The sequence below is a fragment of the Clostridium tertium genome (assembly GCF_017873245.1).
Classification (GTDB): domain Bacteria; phylum Bacillota; class Clostridia; order Clostridiales; family Clostridiaceae; genus Clostridium; species Clostridium tertium.
In genome coordinates this window covers 160,077-184,539 of sequence record NZ_JAGGJY010000006.1, presented here as the reverse complement: position 1 = coordinate 184,539, position 24,463 = coordinate 160,077, and the positions used below count along the sequence as shown (strand labels likewise).

23 protein-coding genes are annotated in these 24,463 nt (G+C 26.6%); 4 read left to right on the top strand and 19 right to left on the bottom strand.

Going from position 1 to position 24,463, the window contains the following annotated elements; genetic code table 11:
* Positions 1-316: 316 nt before the first annotated feature.
* The 16 genes from J2Z25_RS09015 to J2Z25_RS08940 all read right to left on the bottom strand — a co-directional run bounded on the left by J2Z25_RS09015 (position 317) and on the right by J2Z25_RS08940 (position 16,271).
* Positions 317-2,788 (bottom strand): CoA-disulfide reductase, encoded by a 2,472-nt coding sequence (locus tag J2Z25_RS09015; RefSeq protein ID WP_209739953.1) that lies wholly within the window; start codon positions 2,786-2,788, stop codon positions 317-319.
* 229 nt (positions 2,789-3,017) lie between these two features.
* Entirely contained in the window at positions 3,018-3,311 is a 294-nt protein-coding gene (locus tag J2Z25_RS09010) for an ArsR/SmtB family transcription factor (protein WP_416377997.1), read from the bottom strand.
* A gap of 95 nt (positions 3,312-3,406) precedes the next feature.
* Positions 3,407-4,060 carry a Crp/Fnr family transcriptional regulator gene (locus J2Z25_RS09005; protein WP_008680431.1) on the bottom strand — a complete coding sequence of 218 codons (654 nt, stop codon included), beginning with the start codon at positions 4,058-4,060 and terminating at the stop codon, positions 3,407-3,409.
* A gap of 192 nt (positions 4,061-4,252) precedes the next feature.
* Positions 4,253-4,489 carry a glutaredoxin domain-containing protein gene (locus tag J2Z25_RS09000; RefSeq protein WP_008680432.1) on the bottom strand — a complete coding sequence of 79 codons (237 nt, stop codon included), beginning with the start codon at positions 4,487-4,489 and terminating at the stop codon, positions 4,253-4,255.
* Between the two features lie 305 nt (positions 4,490-4,794).
* Positions 4,795-5,115, bottom strand: coding sequence for a hypothetical protein (locus J2Z25_RS08995; RefSeq protein ID WP_209739948.1), 321 nt, complete (start codon positions 5,113-5,115; stop codon positions 4,795-4,797).
* Positions 5,116-5,126: 11 nt separating this feature from the next.
* On the bottom strand, positions 5,127-5,537 hold the full coding sequence (locus tag J2Z25_RS08990; protein WP_008680434.1) for a YbaN family protein: 411 nt from the start codon (positions 5,535-5,537) through the stop codon (positions 5,127-5,129).
* Between the two features lie 31 nt (positions 5,538-5,568).
* Positions 5,569-5,859, bottom strand: coding sequence for a nitrous oxide-stimulated promoter family protein (locus J2Z25_RS08985; protein WP_008680436.1), 291 nt, complete (start codon positions 5,857-5,859; stop codon positions 5,569-5,571).
* Between the two features lie 89 nt (positions 5,860-5,948).
* Positions 5,949-7,619, bottom strand: coding sequence for a thiol reductant ABC exporter subunit CydC (cydC, locus tag J2Z25_RS08980; protein ID WP_209739945.1), 1,671 nt, complete (start codon positions 7,617-7,619; stop codon positions 5,949-5,951).
* Between the two features lie 2 nt (positions 7,620-7,621).
* Positions 7,622-9,376: an ABC transporter ATP-binding protein/permease gene (locus J2Z25_RS08975; RefSeq protein ID WP_209739942.1), complete on the bottom strand. Its 1,755-nt coding sequence runs from the start codon at positions 9,374-9,376 to the stop codon at positions 7,622-7,624.
* Positions 9,377-9,500: 124 nt separating this feature from the next.
* A complete protein-coding gene (locus J2Z25_RS08970) occupies positions 9,501-9,779 on the bottom strand; it encodes a DUF2325 domain-containing protein (protein ID WP_008680438.1) in 279 nt (92 codons plus the stop codon).
* 125 nt (positions 9,780-9,904) lie between these two features.
* Positions 9,905-10,546, bottom strand: coding sequence for a DUF3793 family protein (locus J2Z25_RS08965; protein WP_209739938.1), 642 nt, complete (start codon positions 10,544-10,546; stop codon positions 9,905-9,907).
* A gap of 209 nt (positions 10,547-10,755) precedes the next feature.
* Entirely contained in the window at positions 10,756-12,636 is a 1,881-nt protein-coding gene (gene feoB, locus J2Z25_RS08960) for a ferrous iron transport protein B (RefSeq protein ID WP_209739935.1), read from the bottom strand.
* Between the two features lie 12 nt (positions 12,637-12,648).
* Positions 12,649-12,870 (bottom strand): FeoA family protein, encoded by a 222-nt coding sequence (locus J2Z25_RS08955; protein ID WP_209739932.1) that lies wholly within the window; start codon positions 12,868-12,870, stop codon positions 12,649-12,651.
* A gap of 272 nt (positions 12,871-13,142) precedes the next feature.
* Complete coding sequence (locus J2Z25_RS08950; RefSeq protein ID WP_008680444.1) at positions 13,143-13,829, bottom strand: metallophosphoesterase; 687 nt, start codon at positions 13,827-13,829, stop codon at positions 13,143-13,145.
* A gap of 128 nt (positions 13,830-13,957) precedes the next feature.
* Positions 13,958-14,212: an EscU/YscU/HrcU family type III secretion system export apparatus switch protein gene (locus tag J2Z25_RS08945; RefSeq protein ID WP_008680445.1), complete on the bottom strand. Its 255-nt coding sequence runs from the start codon at positions 14,210-14,212 to the stop codon at positions 13,958-13,960.
* A gap of 22 nt (positions 14,213-14,234) precedes the next feature.
* Positions 14,235-16,271 carry a PC4/YdbC family ssDNA-binding protein gene (locus J2Z25_RS08940; protein WP_209739930.1) on the bottom strand — a complete coding sequence of 679 codons (2,037 nt, stop codon included), beginning with the start codon at positions 16,269-16,271 and terminating at the stop codon, positions 14,235-14,237.
* Between the two features lie 189 nt (positions 16,272-16,460).
* Between J2Z25_RS08940 and J2Z25_RS08935 the strand changes: the two genes are divergently transcribed.
* From J2Z25_RS08935 to J2Z25_RS08920, 4 genes are all read left to right on the top strand, one after another.
* Complete coding sequence (locus J2Z25_RS08935; protein WP_209739926.1) at positions 16,461-17,483, top strand: Ig-like domain-containing protein; 1,023 nt, start codon at positions 16,461-16,463, stop codon at positions 17,481-17,483.
* Positions 17,484-17,507: 24 nt separating this feature from the next.
* A complete protein-coding gene (locus J2Z25_RS08930; RefSeq protein WP_209739923.1) occupies positions 17,508-18,587 on the top strand; it encodes a tetratricopeptide repeat protein in 1,080 nt (359 codons plus the stop codon).
* Between the two features lie 276 nt (positions 18,588-18,863).
* On the top strand, positions 18,864-19,547 hold the full coding sequence (locus J2Z25_RS08925) for a response regulator transcription factor (protein ID WP_209739920.1): 684 nt from the start codon (positions 18,864-18,866) through the stop codon (positions 19,545-19,547).
* Positions 19,548-19,549: 2 nt separating this feature from the next.
* Entirely contained in the window at positions 19,550-21,001 is a 1,452-nt protein-coding gene (locus J2Z25_RS08920) for a sensor histidine kinase (RefSeq protein ID WP_209739917.1), read from the top strand.
* Positions 21,002-21,108: 107 nt separating this feature from the next.
* Here J2Z25_RS08920 and tyrS read toward each other — a convergent pair whose 3' ends face one another.
* From tyrS to J2Z25_RS08905, 3 genes are all read right to left on the bottom strand, one after another.
* Positions 21,109-22,329: a tyrosine--tRNA ligase gene (gene tyrS, locus J2Z25_RS08915; RefSeq protein ID WP_209739914.1), complete on the bottom strand. Its 1,221-nt coding sequence runs from the start codon at positions 22,327-22,329 to the stop codon at positions 21,109-21,111.
* A 466-nt stretch (positions 22,330-22,795) separates the two neighbouring features.
* Positions 22,796-23,209 carry a hypothetical protein gene (locus J2Z25_RS08910; protein WP_008680457.1) on the bottom strand — a complete coding sequence of 138 codons (414 nt, stop codon included), beginning with the start codon at positions 23,207-23,209 and terminating at the stop codon, positions 22,796-22,798.
* A gap of 125 nt (positions 23,210-23,334) precedes the next feature.
* Positions 23,335-24,414 carry a sensor domain-containing diguanylate cyclase gene (locus tag J2Z25_RS08905; protein WP_008680459.1) on the bottom strand — a complete coding sequence of 360 codons (1,080 nt, stop codon included), beginning with the start codon at positions 24,412-24,414 and terminating at the stop codon, positions 23,335-23,337.
* Between the last annotated feature and the right edge of the window lie 49 nt (positions 24,415-24,463).

Genomic DNA, 24,463 nt, shown 5'->3' with positions numbered 1-24,463 from the left:
TTAAGCAACTATAATTCAGAAGAAGAAGTAATCAACTCTATAGATGAATATATAAATTTTTATAATAATATTAGATTTCAAAAAAGGTTAAAAAAATGGCTCCAATTAAATATCGAAGCCATTTTTGTAATTCACAATCATATATCCCTTTTAATAATGTCTACTTTTTAGGGGTCAGACCAAAACGCGAGACCCTTTATAAAAATAAGAAATTAAATTTTTTAAGGAAATAAAGCTTACTTTAAATTGAATAAATTCTATATTAAATAGATTTCTGAGACTGAGCCTTTATTTATTCTAAAATATATTCTTTTCCTTATATAAACAAATTAACATTAGCATCATCTGCTTCACCAAGATAATATCCAACACCACCATAAGTTATTCCATCTATTAACTCTTCTTTTTTAATTCCAATAACATCCATTGACATTGTACATGCTACTATTTCTACTCCATTTTTTATAGCTGCATCCATTAAATCTTCTAATGATTGAATATTTTTATCCTTCATGACTCCTCTAATCATTTTAGCGCCCATTCCACCCATGTTCATTCTTGATAATCCAAGCTTTTTACTACCTCTTGGCATCATCATTCCAAATGCTTTTTCTATTATATTTTTAGGTGTTTTTATTTTTTCAGGCTTTCTAAGAACATTTAGTCCCCAGAATGTAAAGAACATAGTTACCTTTTTTCCCATTGTAGCTGCACCGTTAGCAATTATAAATGACGCAATTGCCTTGTCTAAATCACCACTAAACACAACCATAGATTGACCATTTTTACTTGGAACTGTAGTACAAGTATTAGAAATTTCAGTTCCAGATAGAATTTGATCTGAGCACTTCATAATTGTCGCTTCTATAATTCCTTTATTTTTATCTAAATTCATAAGTCTATTATTAGTTTTCTTAGTCCATGCTTCTATATCTCTGCAAAACCCTTCATCTGATACCTTTACTTTTAAAACTTCTCCATCACTCATATCATCCATAGTTGCTTTTACTTGCATTAAAGGTCCTGGACAAGATAATCCTGTTGCATTTAATTCTCTTACTTTATCAGCTGCTACTTCTTTCATTACAGAATCTCCATTTTCATTGTTATTTATATTATTGTTATTGCTTTCAAAAACTTTTGCTTTATAGTTCCAGTTAACATATGATTTATATCCACCATTTAAGTTTCTAACTTTGAAGCCATTAGCCTTTAATATTCTTGCTGCTATATATCCTCTTATTCCTACTGCACAATAAACTAAAATTTCTTTATCTTTATCTAGCTTATCTAAATTACTTCTTAAATCATTAACTGATATATTTATTGAATTTTCTATTTTTCCAAGTTCTACTTCTTGCTTATCTCTTGTATCTAATAAAATTTGCTTTGATTCATCAAATTTATCTAACTCTTCTATGTTTATAACATCGACTAATCCTCTGTTTTGGTTTTGAGCTATAAATCCTGCCATATTTGCTGGAGATTTTGCTGACAAGAATGGTGGTGCATATGCAAGTTCAAGTTCTGCTAAATCCTCCATTGTTCCACCAAATTTAATTGATGTTGCTATTACATCTATAAATTTATCTACACCTTCATATCCTAATGCTTGTGCTCCTAATATTTTTCCCTCTACATCATATATAACCTTTATTGTTAATGGGGTAGCATCTGGGTAATATCCTGCATGACTCATTGGATGTAGATATACTTTATTAAATTTAATTCCATATCTATTTAAGGTTCTTTCATTATTTCCTGTTGATGATGCAACCATATCGAATATTTTTATTATGGATGTTCCTAAAGTTCCTTTATATGCTGAATTTAATCCAGCTATATTATCAGCTATTATTCTTCCTTGTTTGTTTGCAGGCCCTGCTAGTGGTATAAATGCTTCATTTCCATTTACATAGTCTTTTACAACTACTGCATCTCCTGCTGCATATACTCCATCTTTATTAGTTCTCATATGATCATCTACTATTATGTGGCCTCTTTCTCCAAGTTCTATACCACTATCTCTTATAAATGTAGTATCTGGAGTTACTCCAATTGCTGAAACAACCATATCAACAGCTATTTCTTTTCCACTTTCTAACTTAACCTTAATTAAATTATCATTTTCTTCAAATCCATTAACTTTTTCATTTAACATGATACTTATATCATTAGAATTTAACTCTTTTTCAATTAAGCTTGAAAATTCAGAATCAAAAGGTGCCATAACATGAGGTGCTGCTTCTACTAATGTTACTTCAATACCTCTTTCTCTCAAGTTCTCTGCCATTTCTATTCCGATAAATCCACCACCAATAACAACAGCTGATTTAGTATCTTTAGCATCTACAAAAGCTTTTACTTTATCTGTATCTGGGACATTTCTAACCGTAAATATTTTTTTACTATCTATCCCTGGTAAGTTAGGTCTTATTGGTTTTGCTCCTGGTGATAAAACTAAATAATCATAACTTTCTTCATATTCTTCATTATTAATTGTTTTTACTTTTACCTTTTTATCTTCTGTATTGATTTGTATAACTTCACTATTAATTCTTACATCTATATTAAATCTATCCTTCATTTTTTCTGGTGTTTGAAGAAGTAATGCATCTCTTTCTTTTATTACTTCACCAACATAATAAGGAAGCCCACAATTTGCAAAAGATATATACTCACCTTTTTCAAACATTATTATCTCTATATTTTCATCTAATCTTCTAAGTCTAGCTGCTGCAGATGCTCCACCGGCAACTCCTCCAACTATTAAAACTTTCTTATTCATTAAAAATCCTCCTAAATTTAGTGATATTCTTTCTTTCTAAAAATCTTTGCATCTATACTTAATATAATATTCATTTAATCAATTATTGTTATATTATAATATTACGATATTTATTTTAAATTTAAAGAACAGCTAATTTATAGCTGCTCAAAATTAACAACCTTTAAATATTAATAACTTAGAAATACTCATAATTTAAAACTAATACCATTTAAATTAAATATCATTCTTATATAAGATCTTTTATAATTTTTTCAGCTCTTTTATCTACCACTTCATATACTATTTCAAGGCCGTTTCTTTCACCTTTAATTATTCCAACACTCTTTAACTTTTGTAGATGTTGAGAAATCGTAGATTGAGGCATACCTAAACAACTATGCATATTAGTTACATTACAAGAACCCTTTTCCAAAAGATTTTTTACTATACAAAGTCTAACTGGATGAGCTAAAACTTTTAAAAATTCTGCTATATCCTCGTATTGTTTATAATTACTGTCCAAGATATCACCTCTTCTCATTTGCATATTAAATACACATATTATTGTTATTTATCTATCAATAATATTACTATATTCAAATTTTAAGATATTGTTACCAAAATGTCAATACTAATTTAAAAAATCCAGTTTTTTATTTTTATTTTTCCTCTTCCAAGCTCTAATATTTCTCTTTTTTCTAATGATTTTAAACTTCTACTTACAACTTCTCTTGAAGAACCTATATCTGCTGCAATTTTTTCATGAGTTGTATAAATTATCTTTCCTCCATTATTATCACTCATTTTTTCTTTAAAATAATTTATAATTCTATTTTCTATACTATCAAATGTAACTTTTTCCAAGCCTTCTACTACAGTTTCAAACTTATCATATAAATTTTTAAATATATATTTTAAGAAGCTGCTATTATCTAATAAATGTCTCTTAAAAAAATCCATTGGTAATAAAGCAATTACTGCATTTTCTTCTACCTCTGAAAATGAAGTTTCTTCTGATTCAGTTAAAGCACATAATATTGTATTAAAACAATTATCACCCTTACCTAACCTATATAAAGTTATCTCTTTTCCATCATCACCAAGTTTATAAATTCTTATTCTCCCATCTAATATAAATGAAAATCCTATACAACTTTGTTTATTATTAAACATACTTTGTCCGATTTCATAATTGTTTACAATAACTCTTTTAAAAAACTCTTCTAATACCTCTTCACCTAAATCACTTAAAAATGGATAATTTTCTATGATTTCTTTTCTTAATTCCATACCTTTTACCTCATAAAATTCTTTAAAATATAAAATCTCTATATGTAAGCTAATTTACTCATAATTTTACTTGATTTAACCCCCACTAATTAAAATCCACTTGAAAATTCAAAGATGAAAGCAAAAAAAGTAAAACTAATTTTATTTTAGCTTTACTTTTTTTCTTTATCAATGCTTTTGATTAATTATTTTTTATTGTAATCCTAATAAAGTATCTATTCTATTCTTATCAAAACCAACAACTATTTTCCCATTTATATCCAAAACCGGAACTCCCATTTGTCCACTTTTATTTACCATCTCCATAGCAGCTACTCTATTTAATCCTACATTTACTTCTTCATAATTTACATTTTTACTTTTCAAATAATTTTTTACCTTTGTACACCATGGACAAGTATTAGTTGTGTAAACTCTTATATTATTCATTTTTATTTCCTCCAATAATGTATTATTTATTCTATGATATAAGTATATTCTTATTTCTCAAATTTGACTGTAACAAAGTCACAAAACTAATTTTTTCTATAATAAAAAAACATACTTTTATATCTATAAAGTATGTTTTTACAAGTATATTTTTTTCTCTACTTAACCCTTCTATGAGTATATAATTATACAAATACAATCATATTTAAACCTAAATATTTAAATCTATTTAGATTTTTATGCTAATAAACTAATTTTGATACTAAAAACTTAAGTAATGTATTATTTAATACTTATTAATATCATTAAAAAATAGCTATGGATGTAAATAAGTAAGCAAAAAATCCTATTGTGCAAATAAGATGTGCCTTCTTATATAGCTTAGGCCTTTTAGTTGAAAAGTATCCTGTTACTCCAATAGCAATCATTATTCCAGCAAAACCAATATATTTTATAAAGTCATCTTGTCCTATTTTTTGTATTAATGCAAGACACATTGCTAATACAGATATGCTACCAAGGCAAATATGGACTTTTATAAAATTTATCTTTTTTATCTTAAATATCTTAGGCACATAATAAAATAATAGTGATAACATAAAAAATGATGATGATATTCTCTCCATGATTCCTCCAACTAATTTTCTTGTGTTAATTTTTTTATTGCTTTTTCTTCTGGCGCTATTGTTTTGATTCTAAAAATGAAATAATAGAATTTACATAGTATAAGTACTACAATCACACCTTTCATAAATAAGCTATCTATTAATATTAACGGAAATGCTAACATGAAATCTGCAAAAGCTAAAATACATATTTTTTCTTTTAATGTCATAGATCTTTCTTTTACAAATGATTCTAAATGCTTTTTATATAACTTAGTTCCTATAAACCAAGTATTAAATCTATCTGATCCTTTTGCAAAGCAATATGATGCTAATAATAAAAATGGAGTTGTTGGAAGTATTGGAAATACTACCCCTATAGCTCCCAATACTACTGAAATTAGTCCTACTGTTATATAAATATATTTTTTTATTGACTTCATAATAATTTCTCCCCTCTAATTATTATTTAAGTTAATAAGTCATATGTCTAATTAACTCTATTGGATTATATATAATTAGTCTCGGTCCTGAAAACCTCATAACCTTCTTAATTTTTTCCTTCATATCCTTCTTATAACAATGTATTGGACATTTACCGCACGTACTTTTTTCTTCACCAAATTTGCAATAAGTAAGTCTTTTTAAAGCATACTCAAGTAATTCACTACACTCTGGACATAGTTCTTTTTCCTTATGCTTCTTTTTGCAATATATTTTTATCATAAGCTCTATTGTTCTTTTTTCTCTTTCAATCTTAGTCATACTTCCCCCATGAATTTAATAATCATTATCAACATATCTTTTAAATTAAGAGGACTTTTACATCCTCTTAAAATTTAAATTATCTTACTTTAACTTATCTTAATTTGCTTATTTTCTAATTTATATACCTTATCACAAATAGCTGTTGTGGATTTTCTGTGAGAAATTAATATAATAGTTTTTTCTTTGCAATTTTCATTTATAGCTTTTAATATTTCCCCTTCATTTAAAGCATCTAAATTACTTGTTGGTTCATCTAATATTAATACTTCACTATCCTTTAGGAAAGCCCTTGCTAATCCAATTCTTTGTCTTTCTCCAGAAGATAAATTTCCTCCAAGCTCTGAAACCTTTGTATCATATCCTTTTGGAAGACTTAATATAAAATCATGAATTGAAGCTTTCTTTGCTGCTTCTATTATGTCTGATTCAGAAGCATCTTCATTTCCTACTTTTATATTTTCTCTTATCGATTCATTAAATAAGTATGTTTCTTGGCTAACTAATGTTTGAGAATTTCTTAGTGATTCCGTATTAACATCTTTTATATCTATATTATCTAATTTTATATCCCCGCTATTGACATCCCAAAATCTCATTATTAATTTTATAAATGTACTTTTACCAATTCCACTTTCCCCTATTAATGCAATCTTTTCTCCCTTCTTTATATTTAAAGACGTATTTTTAAATATACTTTCTTTTCTATTTGGATATGAGAAACTTACATTTGTATATTCAATATCTTTTCCTTGTATATCATTTTTCCCTCTTACTTCTTCTACTTGAGGCTTTTCATCTAAAAGAGCAAAAATTCTTTCTGCACAAGCAAAAGTTTGAAGTAATGTATTTGATAAATTACTTAAAGCAACAACTGGTCCAAAGGATGAAGCTATTATTACTATTGATACTATAGCAGTTGTAAAGCTAATGTTTCCTGATAAATATTCACTTGTCCCAAGTATTACAAAAGTTAATATAGCAATCATTATTGTAATATCTGTTGTTGCTCTAATGATTCCTTCATGCTCTTTTATTTTATCTAAGCTCTTATTAAGCTTAATTGAATTTTCATTTATCTTATTTAATCTTTCTTCCCCATTTTTAAATAGTAATACTTCTTTTAAACCTCTTAATGAATCTAAAACATAATTATTACTTTCACCAAAGATATTTCTATAATTTACTCCTGCCTCTTTGGCAAAGCTTGATGATACATAAGGTATTACAAAGCCAACTATTAAAAAGAATATAGCAGCTAGTAAACCAAATATCGGTCTTATATTAAATAAAATTATTGATATAATTGAGTTTGTAATTATAGCAATTGAAATTGGTGCAATTGTATGAGCATAAAATACTTCTAGCAATTCTATATCAGAAGTTATTAATGCAATTAAATTCCCTTTTTCTTTTCCTTCTAGCTTTGCTGGTGCTAGTTTTCTTAATACAGTAAATATCTTATCTCTTAATATATAAAGTATCTTAAAAGCAATATAATGACCTGATAGCTGTTCGCCATATCTTAAGAAGCCTCTAAGAAGTGCAGAAATAGCCATTACTATAATTGCTCCTTTAAAGCTTATAAAAGTTATATCTCCTATATATGCTCCTAATGCTACTGCTCCAAAAGAAGCTATAGAAATAGCCGCTAGGAAACCTAATACACCCATAAAAATAGTAATTACCATTATAGGAGCTAATGGTTTTAACTCAACTATTAACCTTTTCATTATTTGGAAGCCTGATCTTCTTTTCATATCTAACAAACCTCCCTAATATCTTCTAATTCATTTTGCTTTTCAACCATACTATGATAATACCCATTAAGCCCCATGAGATCTTTATGAGTTCCTTCTTCACATAACATTCCTTTATTCATAACATATATATTTTTAGCACCTCTTACATTTGCTAATCTATGTGATATTACTAATATTGTTTTTTCTATTGAAAGGTCATATATTGATTCCCAAATGGCCTCTTCACTTTCCACATCTATATTAGAAGTTGCTTCATCAAATATTATCATTTTTCTATTTGCAAGTATTGCTCTTGCAAGTGCTAACCTTTGTTTTTGACCTCCAGATAAAGCATTTCCACCTTCACCTACATTTGTATTTAATCCATCTTTTAAACTTTCTACAAAGCTATCTAATCTAGCAAGCTTTAATGCATTTTTTATTTCCTTATCAGTTGCATATTTCTTTCCTATAAGTAAATTATCTAAAATAGTCCCATTAAATATATAACTATTTGTTGATATTAAGGCTATATTTTCGTAAATAATATCTAAATCGATATTTTCTATATTAACTGAATTTAGTAATACTTCACCTTTATTAACTTTATAGTTATTTAAAATTATAGATGCTATTGTACTTTTACCTGAACCACTTTCTCCTACAATTGCAACCATACCTTTTGGAGTTATCTCCATATTTATATCCTTAAGAACTTCTCTTTCTCCATCATAACTGAAGCTAACATTATTCAATTTAATTGTAACATCACCAGTTATTTCTTTAACATTGTTATCTATGTTCTTTTCTCTTTCTTTTGCATCTAGTATTCCAAAAATTCTATCAGATGCTGCCATCCCATTCATTGCTATATGGAAGTATGAACCTAGAAGTCTTAACGGTATAAAAAACTCTGAAGATAATAAAATTATTATAATTAGGCTTCCAGGAGCAATCTCCCCCATACTAAATTGAATTAATGCAACTATTGTTCCTGCTGCTGCTCCGCCAAATGCTACTAAATCCATTATTGTAATAGAGTTTAGCTGCATGCTTAAAACCTTCATTGTTATCTTTCTGAACTTCTCTGCTTCCGTATTCATTTTTTGATGTCTTTTTTCATCTATATTAAAAACTTTTAAAGTTGTTAATCCTTGAAGATTTTCTAAGAATGTTCCACCTAAATCTGAATAACTCTTCCAATAATCCTTCAATATTCTCTTTGCAATTTTCATTATTGCAATTATCGATATTGGGATAAGAGGTACACAAAGTATAAATACTAAAGCTGCTTTAAATGATATAAAACTCATAAAAACAAATAATGTTATCGGTACTAATAATGAATAGAAAAATTGTGATAAGTACTTACCAAAATAAATTTCTAATTGCTCTACCCCTTCTACCATAACTTGAACTATGGATGATGTACTTTCTACATTGCTATATTCATTTCCAAGTTTTAATAGTTTTTTATAAACAAGCTCTCTTAAAGTCATTCTTGCTTTTGATGATGCTAGATTTGAAAACTTAGCATATAAAATATTACAGATAAATCTTATACATAATAGTAAAATTATTATCGTCCCGGACATAAAAATAGATTTGTCTGCTATGCTAGTTATTTCACCAGAATAGATATTATTTATGAACTGTCCTATAAGTAGTATTATTATAATATTGCATATAATAGCAAGCCAATTCACAAATATCGTCAGTCCAATATACTTTTTAGAATCACTACAAAGGTTTATAAGCCTTTTATTGATCATCATATTATAACTCCCCCATTCATTGATATTAAATTTCATTTGATAATCACAGTACAAAGTATACTGTAAATGATACTCATTTTCAATAATGAAGCATATATTTTTTGTTAATTTTTTATGAACATCGTTATAATATATTTTTTATAATTTCTTCTAAAGAATTGACAGTACTATTATGATTATTTATTATTCTTATATTTTTTCTTTCAGCTTCCTTTTTTGCTTTTCTAGCCATCTTATGTGAAACTATATTTGTAAATAATATTATTACATCTGGACTTCCTATCTTATCATTTAACCCAGCTTTCATTTGAGTAAATATTTTAGCCTTGCACTTATATTTTTTACAGACATCTAAATAATCCCTACTCATTCTATCATGACCACCAATTACAACTATACTCATTTAAGATACCCTCTTTCTTTTAATTTTTTTATAATGCGAATAAAGGCTACGATAACTTATATTTCGCCACCTAAAATTATTAATTAAAGAATTACCTCATTAATTATCAATTCATAAAATTTTGATTATATGCATACTTTAATATTATCGTAGTTACTGAAAATTATATTATTTACTATTGAATCAATAGATTCTCCTTCTACAATTTTATCCATTGTCTTTTCTCGTACATCATCATATATACTGAATATTTCTATAGCCTTTTCATAATTGCTATAAACTTTCCAATATCCACATCCTAGACACTTTTTATAACTACATTGCATAAAACTTTTCACATCATCAATTGGAATTCCTAAAAATATACCAAGTTCATGTGGACAGTTAAATTCATCATATCTATCTTTTAAATATTCAACATAATAAGAAATATTATTATTATTATGTTCATATCCAAGTTTTCTTAAAAACTCTATATTTTCAGTTTTAAATATATGTGTTTTTAGAATATCATTATTATAAATTAATATTATTAAGGCATTTTCATCTTCTCTTAAATTAATAAAGCTTAAATTTATAGCCTCTAAAAAATCTTTTCCGTATTCAATCCAACTTTTGTATAAATCTTTCAACATTTTATTGACAGTTACAGTTGCTGAAGGTTTTACCCCTGCTATAACAAGTGAACTATTGTATAGTAAAAACTTTTTTATAGATTCTTTATCTTCAATTTTAAATAAGTCTTTATAAAATTCAATTTTATCCATGTATAACACCACCTATTACAAATATCCTCTTTATTAATTAATATTGATATTCATTATCAATTAAATATTATAATATTATATTATTTTTGTCAATATTTACTTTATATTATTATAATTCCTTATATATAGTTTTAGGAATTTACATAGAAATTATGCATAAAAAAATAGGTTATACTTCCGTCTTTCGTATAACCTATTTAACTTCTCTCTTATTCTGCTAAATGTGCTGTTTTTCCTACTGTTTCTTTATTAAAATACTTAACTAACATCATAATTCCTAAAGTTACTATTACTAAGAATATTAAAAATTGTATAGTATAGCTTAATGTTACTCCACCTGTTACTAAAGTGGCTACAAATCTGAATAAATATGCAACTATCCATGCTAATATAAATTGATATACTATTGATAATAACATCATTTTATTTCCATATTCTTTTCTCATAACCCCTATAACTGCAAAGCATGGTGTATATAATGAAACAAATATTAAAAATGTTAATGCTGTTATAGTAGTAAACATTATTGGTAAAATAACTGCTAAATCACCATATACTATTTCCATAGTACCTATTATAACCTCTTTAGCTGCAAGTCCAGTTAATATTGATACTCCAGCTTCCCATGTTCCAAATCCTAATGGTTCAAATATTGGTGCTACAAATCCACCAAGAGTAGCGAAGAAACTTGTGCTTATTTCCTCTGTAAATCCATTCATATTGAAATAAGTTAAGAACCATACAACTATTGATACTGCAAAAATTAATGTACCAGCTCTAACTATAAAGCCCTTTGATTTATCCCATGCATTTAATATAATACTTTTCAAACTTGGAAGTTTATATTCAGGTAGTTCTAATATAAATGGCTGCTCATCCTTCTTAAATAATGTATTTTTGAATAATAATCCAACTAAAATTGCTACAATTATTCCTAAAAGGTAAATTCCCATTACAACTAATTCTTGATTACTACTAAAGAATATAGATGCAAATAGTGCATATACTGGTAACCTTGCTCCACAAGATACTAATGGAGCTAGTAATGCAGTCATTTTTCTATCTTTTTCACTTTCTAATGTTCTAGTTGCCATAATAGCTGGTGCCGAACATCCAAATCCCATTATTATTGGAATAAATGCTTTTCCTGATAAACCTATTTTTCTCATTATTTTATCCATAAGAAATGCAACTCTTGACATATATCCACTGTCTTCTAAAAATGATATTCCAAGGAAAAGTGTAAATACTATTGGAAAGAATACTATTACTCCACCAACTCCTGCTACAATACCATCAACTATTAATGATTGGAACCATAAAGAGAAATTCTCAACTAATCCTTCTACAAAAGGTGTAAAAGTATCAGCAACAAAAGCATCTAATCCATCTGCTAAAGGTTGTCCAAACCAACTAAATGTAAATTTAAAAATTATAAATAGTGCTAATAAAAATATTGGATATGCAAGCACTGGATTAAGTACTAATTTATCGATTTTTTCTCCTATGTACTTTGAATTACCTTTTTCTTTTGAGCTTTTATTAATAATTTTATCTATATAAGTATAAGTTTCTTTTTCTGTTTTAAAATTTATATTATAACTTGGAATAATTTCTTTAGATTCGATTATTGTTTTTTCAATATTGTCTAGACCTTCTTTTGTCTTTGCAGATATAGGTAGTATAGTAACTCCTAATTCTTTAGCTAATTTATTATGATCAATGTTAATTCCCCTCTTTTTTGCTATATCAATCATATTTAGAAGAACTACTATAGGTTTATTGAATTGCATTAATTGAGTTGTGAGATATAAGTTTCTTTCTAAATTTGTTGAGTCTACTACGTTAATTATAACATCTACATCTTCATATTCTAAAAAAGCTCTTGCTATTTTTTCTTCATTCGAATAAGTATCCATAGCATATATACCTGGTAAATCAACTAACTTCATATCTTTATTTATAAATCCAAACTTTTTATCGATAGTTACTCCAGGCCAGTTGCCTACATATTGTTTTGATCCTGTTAAAGCATTAAATACTGTAGTTTTTCCTGTGTTTGGATTACCTACTAATGCTACATTTATCATTTCCCCATCTCCTTAAACATTTAAATATATATTTTTTGCATCATTTTTTCTAATAGCTAAGTCAAATCCTCTAAAAGATATTAATATTGGATCTCCAAGTGGTGCAACTAATTTAATCTTTACTTGTGTCCCCTTTACACAACCTAAAGCTTTTAACCTTTTTGCTAGTCTTGAATCCCCTACTATATCCCTAACTGTACCAGTTTGACCTACTTTCATATTATAAATAGTCATGCAATCTCCCCCTTACATTATTTTCTATATTTATAATTATAATCAATTGATATTGATTGTCAATAACTCTTGACTAATTATATCAAAGATTTTTTTAATTTTGTTAGTTTTTAATATATAAATTTATTTATCTGAGTATAATTTGTAATATCTTCTATTAAGTAATAAGTTTTACAAGACTTATTACTTAATATTTATTTTTTAAATATTAATATATTTTTAATAAAAAAATCTACACCTCAGTTATTACTAAGGTGTAGATAAGTTTATTCTTATAGTATTCTTTTTGGATCAAAATCTAAAAAATCACATGATGTCATTAAATATTCAATTCCTTCATGTTCTCCATTAAGCACATTTGCTAAGGAAGGTCCATGTAGATGTCCATATATTACTTTTTTTACTCCATACTCTTTAAATAAATTAGTGAATGCTGAATTTTCTCTTTTTTCATTCATTGGTGGATAATGTATCATTACTACTATGTTTTCATATCCTGCTTCTTTAGCCTTATCCAATGAAAGTTTTAATCTTATAATTTCTCTATCAAATATTTTTTTATCCTTTTCTGTGAATCTATCACTACCTTCTAAAATCCATCCTCTTGATCCACAAATAGCATAATCCTCATAAGTATAAAAATTATTTTGAAGAAATTTCGTATTTTCATACATCCTATTAAGCTTTGATATTCCACCCCACCAATAATCATGATTTCCTTTAGAAATTATCTTTTTCCCTGGTAACGCATCTATCCAATCTAAATCAACTTTACTTTCATCTGATCTCATTGACCAGGATATATCTCCAGCTATAAGCACTGTATCTTCATCTGTGATTTTTTTTATCCAATTTTCTTTTATCTTTTCATCATGCTTAAGCCACTTTGCTCCAAATATGTCCATTGGTTTGTCTGTTGTAAAAGCAAGATGAAGATCTGAAATAGCATATAAAGCCATTTAATCTACCACCTTTCTAACATAAATTTCTTTACATTACACATTAAGTTATCTATAGAATATTAATTACTTAACTAATGTGAAAGCTCACATATCAAAACATATTAACTATATTTACCTTTATAATTCTACAAACTATCTAAGTCTGTCACATATGCAATAATATGAGCTACTGCTTCATAAAGATCAGATGGTATATACTCACCTATATCTACATTACAAAGCAGATCTGTCAATTCCTTATTATACACTATAGGAACGTCATTTTCCTCTGCTTTTTCAAGTATTTTATCTGCAATATGTCCCATACCACTTGCAGTAACAGTTGGAGCTATTAAATTTTCCTCATATTTTAAAGCTGCTGCTTTTTTTCTATATTTCATTTTTCCTCCTAAGATGTTTAGCTTATACTCTTCTATCGAGTGATATTCCAGCATTTGAACTAAAAAAATCTCTACATGTTGTTAAGGAAACTTCATTTTCCTTCTTAGATACTTTCACATTAACTAAAAAACCCATGTTTTCTATATTATTAACTAATTTACTCTTTGTAATATCAATTATTTTAACAAATTTTTCTTCACATTTTAATTCTATATTTATTTTTTTATCTAATACTTGCATATATCCATCTACTGTACCTAAATTCTTAGTTTCTACTGTTACTACCATCTTAACATTTGTACTATCTATCTTTTTACCTTCTTTTCTATTATCCTTTACTATTATCTTGCACGGATATTCTCTTTCCCTTATATTGACCGGAATATCTGCATAATAATATTCTGAGCTTATTTTATTAAATACTTTTATATCACTAATATTATTTTTTATAATATCTAAAATTTTCTCTGATATTAAAGATTCACTTTTTAAATTAGATATTAAATCTTTAATTATTTCCTTACTACCTTCTACTCCTTTATTTAGAGAAGCTTCTACCAATTCTTTTGTTGGAATACTTGTAGTTAGATTTTTATTTATTATATTATTTTCATTTATATTTACTTTATCAATATTATTACTATTAAGACCAATAATACTATCTTTAGTTAGTATATCCTTTGCTAAATCATTGCCTATCTGATCTTGTGACACCTCATTATCTATAATTCCTTGATTCTTTAAATTAATAACATCTTTTAATTTTAAAAATTCCTCTTCTGTTAATGTTATACCTTTTCCCATAACACTTGAAAGTACTTTTTCTAATTGTCCTTTACTAAAATCTAAAGCCTCTTTCACCCCTAAAGTTTCATTATTAGTTTTATTCAAATAATCACTAAAATCATCTACTATATTTTTAGCACCAATTTCATTAAACTCAGATATAGTTTCTTTAAGCTTATTTATTAATTCTTCTGATTTCATAGTATTGATTAAATTGAAGACTCTATCAAATTCACTACTTGTGAACTCCATTCTTCTATTAGTTAATATTTCTTTTAAAGATGTGTTAAGTAAATCTTCACTTTTCCCTGAAATAGACTTAAGAAGTGACAATATACTAACTTTAGAATTACCAGTATCACTTTTTTGATACACATCATTAGCTAATTTATTATTTATACTTGTCTCTTGCCCATTAATATATTGAGATATTTTTGAAATTCTTTGTTCTTCTATATTTTGTCCATCTACATCTATAGATTTAGGACTTATAGTACTAGTATCTAATCCTTTAATACTTTGCTTTAAATTATTTTCTAGCATATTCTTCTTTGAAAAATCATTAAGTTCAGGTATTGAATTAGAAATGTTATCAAGTACTTTTATTAAATTTTCTTTCCCTTTAAATAAATTATTATATCCTTTTATATTTTCTTTATTAAACTCCATATCATTTTCAATGAACAATAAAATATCCTCATAAGATAAAGTTTTAAACTCGCTTAAAAACTCTTTTAATACATTATTAATTTTTATTCCTTCTTCACTATTTTGAGGTATTCCCTTCCCCATTAAATACTTAGAAATGAATTCATCTATTTCCTTTGGATTTGCTTGTATTTTATCTAGAAATTGAATTAGTCCCTTAATTTCTCTTATATTTTCCTTAGTAAGAGGAATATCAAACTTTAACATTGATTTTAATAAAGTAACATCCTCTTTACTTAGTCCTGAACTAGAAATTATATCATTAAACTCACCTTGAGCTAACTCATCACCTTTGATATTCTTAGCAATAACTTTTAACTTTAGTTTTCCATCAATAAAGCCTTCAACTTGAAATCTTTGTAATCCACTTTCTAATCCTTCCACATCTCCATCTATTTGTGCAGAAAATTCCCAACCATCTATTAGCTTTATAGTAACTTCATTTTTATCGTCTTTTTTAATTATTTTACCTGAAAACTTCTCACCAGAATCAAAAGTTAACTTACTAGATATTCTTTTATTATTTGTATTATACGAATTACCTACATTAAAAACTCCTGGCATATCTTCACCTCATATACATCTATATTATTTATAATGTCGAATACTTTATCTAACACCTTAGCATATATAACTTTAGAAACTCTATTATCAAAATAATTTTCATTTGGAAATATTTTAGAAATAACTATATAATCTTTAGAAATTTCTTCCTTATATGATATAAATATAGAATTTAACTGGAGGTTAAAAATGAATAAAAAACTTTTTTCAAAGATAATTATTATATCCATTATTACTGTATCATCAACATTTGTATCTTGCCAAAACACTTCAAAGAAAATAACTATCTCGGAAGATACTAAAAATGAAATTTCTTCTGAAGAAAATGAAATAAATGAGGCAATAAAAACTGGTGAGAAATATCTTACTGAAAATAATTTTAATGAAGCTAAGGAATACTTTAATAAGGCCTTATCATTAGACAAAAGTAATAAAGATATTTATTTAAAAATTAAGGACATATATTTGTCTTTTAATAGATTTGATGATGCCTATTTCATTATAAAAACAGCTTTAACAAATAATATAGATATTGAAAATATGAAATTAATTTTAAAGGATATTTCATCTAAATTTGAATCTATTAACATGAACCTATCCATATATCAAGATACTAGTTATACCTTACCAAATGAAGTCAAAGCTGTAATTTCAGGTGAATCTATATCGATTCCTGTAACTTGGGATAATCAAGTAGTTGATTCCTCTACTGTAGGTATATTCATTTATGAAGGCTTTAATGAGGATTATGGTAGAAAAGTAAATATGGAAATTACAGTTATGGAAAATGTTTATGATAAGCAAATTGGATGGGTAAAAGATTTTTATATGGACAATGGAAAGTTATATATTGATTTAGATTTAATTGAATTTTATTTTAGAAGAGAAGAAGCACTTAGAGAAGCTATTAAAGATGGAAAAGCCGGAATTGATGAAAATGGTGAATACTTTTTACCAGCTCCAGTTTGGATAAGAAATAATTCTGCTGCTATTACTAAATACCAAATAGATAACAATTGTATGTATTCTTTATGCTCAGCTACTCTAAAACTCGATAATTATGAAACTAGTGGAACACTAGTAAATTCTTCTTATGATAATTTCCTTAAAGCATTTAATGATACTAAAAATAATAATGCAAGAATACTACTAGTTTGGGTTGATATAAAGAATGGCTCAGTTTATAAAATTTCTGAACAATACTTACCATAAAATATTTTAAAAGGAGACTTTACAATGAATAAAAAATTTATAAAACTAACTATTATCCCACTTTTTTTAATATTAACCTCCTCCCTCTTTTCTTGTACTGACACAACAAAAAAAGTAACAGTTTCTAATAATACTTCAGAAGAAATTTTGGTAGAAGAAAATGAAGTTGATGAAGCTATTACCAATGCTAAAAAACTTCTAACTGATAATAAATATGATGAGGCAAAAGCCTATTTTAATAAAGCAATTTCTTTAGATAAATCTAATAAGGATTTGTATTTAGAAATAAAAGATATTTATATGAATTCTAATAAATATGATGATGCTTACTTTATAATAAAATCTGCTTTAGCCAATAATGTTGATACTGAAAATATGAAATCAATAGCTAAAGAAATTTCATCTAAATTTGAGGTAATTAAGCTTGCAGATTCTATTTATCAGGAATCAGAATATAACCTTCCTGGAAGTGTATCTACTGATATAAATGGAACCTCGCTTTTACTTCCTTTAACTTGGAATGTAGCAACTGTTGATACTTCAAGCGCTGGTACTTTCACTTATTATGGCACAAATGAAGAGTATGGAAGGCATGTAGAATTTACTTTGACAGTTTTAAAAAATGTTTATGATAAACAAATTGGATGTATCAATAATATCTATTCTATTGATGGAAAAACCTATATAGATGTTGACTTAGTTGAATTTTACTTTGGAAATGAAATTGCTTTAAGAGAAGCATTAAAAGATAACGAAAAAATTGCTTATCTAGAAAATGGAGAGCCTTATGTTCCAGATGGTTATTATATAAGAAATAATAATAGTAAATTAACCACCTATGAGATATCAAGTAATTGCAGCTTCCAATTATTAAATCACGATTTTCTAGCATTAGGATATAATGTTCCACCACCTAAAAATTCTTCTATAAATGAAGAAGCTTCATTTAATGATTTTATAAATTATATTGATTTAAGAAATCCTATGGATATAGGAAATTTAGATATAAGTGATGAAAAACCTATAACTCATAGAGAAACCCTATGTTGGATAGAACTAAAAAATGGAGTTGCTTACTCAATCTACAGACAATATACACCTTAGTTATAAATTGCGAAGCAATTTATTAGTGAAAAGTTAGAAGTGAAATAGTGAAAAGCTTAGGATATTTTGCTACGCAAAATTTAATCTATAAATGCAAAGCACCTTTTATTAAAAAAATCCTGTAAGGATTTTCTCCTTAACTTTTTCCCTATTAACTATTTCACTCTTCACTATTTTGCTTCGCAAAATAATACTAATAGTTTTATACTTCTATATATTATTTAAAATATATTTAATATAATTAAATTATAATATCCATATTAAGGAGAATGTGTAATGAATACTCAAGTACTTATTGTTGAAGATGATAAATCTATAAATGATATACTATTTCATACTTTAAAGGCTGAAGGGTATTTACCTCATAGTGTCTTTTCTTTAAAAGAAGCTAATGATTTTTTAAATACCTCTTTACCCGATTTAATTTTGTTAGATTTAAATTTACCCGATGGAAGTGGTTTTGACTTTTGTAAAGATATAAATGCTAAATATACTATTCCTATTATAATTCTTACAGCTAAAAATGATGTATTTGATAAAGTTCTTGGACTTGAGCTTGGAGCTGATGATTATATTACTAAACCATTCCATATAAAAGAAGTTACAAGTAGAATTAAGGCTGTATTTAGACGTATTGAAAAGTCTGCTTCTAAAGATAATAAAAATTTCATTAAGATAAATTCAAATATAAAGATTAATTTTAATAACAGAACTGTTTTAAAAAATGATGAAGTTATTCAATTAAAACCAAAGGAATATGAGTTTCTTGAATTCTTTGTTCAAAATAGAAATAAAGTTTTTTCTAGAGAACAACTTATAGATAATATTTGGGAGTTTTCTTATGATGGCGATATAAGAACTGTAGATATTCATATAAGAAGAATTAGAAGTAAACTTGATACAAATGGACAACCATCTGTGATTGAAACAGTTTTTGGTGTTGGATATATGATGAGGTAAGTATGAAAATTAAATTCAAATTCACTTTAATTATTACTCTTACAATTGTACTACTAGGAATTTCATTAAATATATCTGTTAGAAAAATATTAAAAGATAATATGGAAAGCACAGTTACCTCTTCATTAAAAGAAATAATGAAAAGTACTCGCGAATCTGTTAAATATACATTGTCAGTTAGAAATTATCTATACAAAGATAAAGCTTTATCTCAAGAAAGTAAATATTTAATAGAATATATTTCAATTAACTATGATAGCAACATTCAAATATGCGATATAGATGGTAACGTGCTTGCTTCTAATTTAGAAAAAGCTAATCCTGAATTTGCTGAAAATATTCCTGATATTAAATCTGGTAAAACTATTGTTGATATAAAATATAACAATAACAATCTTATTGGAATGCTTTCCTATCCAATAATAATTAATGAATCTTACATTGGAATAATCAATTTAACTAAGGACTATACTTATCTTTATTCAGACTATATGAAAGCTACAAGCATATTAACTTTAATTGAAATATCACTTATCATTTTTATATTTGCTATTTCTTATAGATTAACAAATAAAATAGTTAGTCCAATAGAAAAATTAACTTCAGCTTCAAAGGAATTAAGTGTAGGAAATTATGATATAAATATAGATATCAATGCAAAAGAAAATGATGAAATATCTATATTGTCTAGAGAGTTTATTAACATGAAATCCAAAATACAAGACCAAATTTTAGATATTGAAAAAGAAAAGGAAAAAGTTGAAAAATTAGCTTTAAGCTGGAAAATATTCTTTGATACTGTTACTCATGAACTTAAAACACCTCTAACTTCAATTATTGGATATTCAGAAATGATTTTAGAAAATGTTGTAGATGATGAGGAATTTAAATATCGTGCTATTGATAGAATCCATTCAGAAAGTGAAAGATTAAATACATTAGTACTTGAAATAATAAAAATTTCAAAAGGATTATCCGCTATAAAAGATACTTATGAATATACAGAAATTTCTAAGATTATTAATCAAACAATTTCTGATTTAAGTATTAAAGCAGAAAAATATAACTTAAAAATAAACTCAAATATATCAAAAGAAACAGTACACTTTAAACCAAATAAAATAAAAGAAGTTTTAATTAATGTATTAGATAATGCAATAAAATACTCTAGTAAAGATTCTATTATTACTATAAGCTCTTATACTTCTGATGATAAATATACTATAGAAATTACTAACTTCGTTGAAAATCCTATACCTGAAGATGTTTATAATCATATTTTTGAACCATTTACGAAGTCAAATTCTTCTAATGATGAGTATAGTACAGGCTTAGGATTATACTTATGTAACGAAATTATTAAAGATCATAATGGTTCAATCAGCATAGTTAATGGTAATGAAATAAAAGTAAAATTAACTTTACCATTAGAAAATAATAGTAATCTCTCATAAATAATATATAAATATTCCTTATTATGTAGTTATCTAAATTTGATTAAAAATAGTATTTTTTAATCAAAAGCTTAAGGGAGTCGCGTAACGCGACTCCCTTAAGTTTTTTATTCTACAACTATCTTATTATAGTTTTTCTTTCCTCTTTTAAGTAATGCTGAACCATCTTCTAAATCTGATTCTTCTAAAGTTCTAGTAACTTCAGTTACTTTTTCTCCATTTAAAGATAATCCACCTTGTTGAATTAATCTTCTTCCTTCTGCTTTAGATGGAACTATTTTATTTTCAGCCATTATATCTAAAATAGTTGATCCTAACTTTTCCTTGCTTATAGTTACTGTAGGAACATTGCTCATATCAACTCCACCTGAGAATAAAGCTTCTGCTGCACTTTTAGCTTTAGTTGCTTCTTCTTCTCCATGAACTAGCTTTGTAACTTCAAAAGCAAGACGCTTTTTAGCTTCATTTATAGCTGCTCCCTCTACAGAACATATTTCTCTAACTTCATCCATTGGAACAAATGTTAATAATGATAAACATTTTTCTACATCTGCATCATCTACATTTCTCCAGTATTGATAAAAGTCAAATGGTGAAGTTTTTTCTGGATCAAGCCATAAAGCTCCCCCTACTGTTTTTCCCATCTTTTGTCCTTGGCTATTAGTTAATAAAGAACAAGTCATTGCCATTGATTGACCTTGAGCCTTTCTTCTAACTAATTCAACACCAGCAATCATATTTGACCATTGGTCATCTCCACCTAATTGCATTTTGCAACCATACTTTTGATTTAATACGTAGAAGTCATATCCTTGCATTAACATATAATTAAACTCTAAGAAAGAAAGTCCCTTTTCTAATCTTTGTTTAAAACATTCAGCTGTAAGCATTCTATTTACAGAAAAATGAACTCCAACTTCTCTTAAGAAATCTACATAATTTAAGTTTAATAGCCAATCTGCATTATTAACTAATATTGCTTTATCATCAGAAAAATCTATAAATCTCTCCATTTGCTTCTTTATTGAATCAACATTATGTTGAATTTGTTCTTTTGTAAGCATAGTTCTCATATCTGTTTTTCCTGATGGATCCCCTACCATTGCAGTTCCACCACCAAGAAGTGCAATTGGTCTATGTCCTGCCTTTTGCATATGTGCCATAAACATTAACGCAATGAAATGTCCAACATGTAAACTATCTGCTGTTGGATCAAAGCCTATATAAAAAGTTATTTTCTCCTTTTCTAGCAATTCTCTAGTTTCATCCTCATGAGTAAATTGCTTTATGTATCCACGATCTAATAACTCGTCTAAAACATTAGCCATTCTACGTAACCTCCTATTTATTTTACTTATTATAGTATATCTTTTTATTAAAATATTATCAACAATAAAACAACTAATGATACTATTGTTATATTTTGAGAATATAACAAAGGAGTAATTCAATATACTAGAATCACCCCTCATTACTAAATCTGCGACACTTAATTATTATTAATTCTGTTAATCCAAATTATAACTAAAATTCTCTTATTCATTATTCAAAATTTGAACTTAAAATACAAATTTAAATTTTAAATAATATTCATTCATACAACTTTGTAATTCACATAATCCAGACTCCCAGACCCCTCTTTATCCATTTATACTTCTACTCTCTAAATTCTCAACCACTCAGAATTTCCGAACCATCCCCCATTATTCCCATTACTTCTCTTTTTCATTTCTCATTTTTAATAACTCAGCTTGCATGAGTTATTTCCATAATTATTTAACTTTTCCCATTCCTCTAAGCCACATATTCCCTTATCAAATCTGGTAGTTCATCACTACATTCACAATTCAAATTTATATACAAATTTAAATTAAATTTTTGAGAGAATTCCTTTAACTTTCCAAACAGTTTAGCTGATTCAGACATATTTTTAGTAACTATACTTGATAAAGCATCTATATATATATTTTCAACATCATAATTTTGAGATATAACTCCACAAAGTAATCCGTAAAAGCTATCACAATCTATTACGCCAAGCTCATTAGTATTTATAAACCTTATCTTACCTTTAAGTTGCATCATACGTCTAGCATCATCATCAATATAAACTGAATCCCCTTTTGCTTTGCTTAAATGTTCATTTGCAAGTTCTATTAATCTTTTAGTTTTACCTGCCCCTCTCTTTGCGCAAAAAACTTGAATCATTGGAATCCACTCCTCTTATAGAATTTTTATTCTCTTAATTTATATATATTCTACAGCATTGAAATTATTTACAATATAATATAAAAAATAATAAAAGATAGAGAAAATACCTTAATCTCTATCTTTTATCTAAAAAAATGCGAACTCATAACTTTATTTTTTCCTGCGTGCTTTGCTTTATAAAGAAACCTATCTGCACAATTAATAACAGTTTCAAGTGTCTTCCCATCATTAGGATAAAAGCCTACTCCAAAACTTGCAGTAATACTTCTTTCATTATTTTCATTTGAAACTAAATTACTTGATACTGAATTTCTTATTTTATCTATTCTTATATATACATCTTCATTATCACCATTGCAATCTATATATAGTATTATTTCTTCCCCACCATATCTTGCAATTATATCTTTTGGCTCTAACATACTCCTAATTAAATTTGCAGTTTCTATTAAAACTTTATCACCAAATTGATGTCCTAAAGTATCATTTACTTTTTTAAAGTTATCTAAATCAATCATTACTATTGCATATTTATCTACGCCTTCATTAGATAACCTTTCTTCTATAATTTCATAAAAAGTCTTTCTATTATAGATACCTATTAATGCATCATACTTAGCTGCCCTTTCTATTTTTTTATATAGTATAGAATTTTCTAGAGCTATTGCAATTTGACTTGCTATTGAACTTAGGAATATTTCATGAAACTCTGATAAAAAATTATAATGGGTATGGTCAGCTACAATATATCCTATAAATTTTTCAGCAACTTTTATTGGTACCCCCATCCTTGAATGAATATATATATTATTTAATTCATCTTTTACAATTGGTTCTTTTGAATTTAAGATAAATGTCTTATTTTTACTTATGTAATTTTTACATTCTTCTGTAATAGCTATACTATCTTGTGTACCATTAGTAGCCTTGATAACAAACTTAGAGTCTTCTAACAAATATATTGTAGATTGAGTTACACCTATAATTCCTATTATCATATCATTTATCATAGGTATTATATTTTTACTACTTAAATTTGAGTTTATATAGTTACTAATTAATATTACATTTGAAAGCATATCAAGATTTTTCTCATGCTGAATATTAACAGAACTTAATTCTTGTATTTTTTCTTCAGTGATTTTCTGATATCCTTCGTACTCTAACTTAAGTTGGTGATACATTGCTTTATAATCGTCCATACTCCCTCCCCATCTCATCTTATATAGTATGAATCGAATTCAGATAATC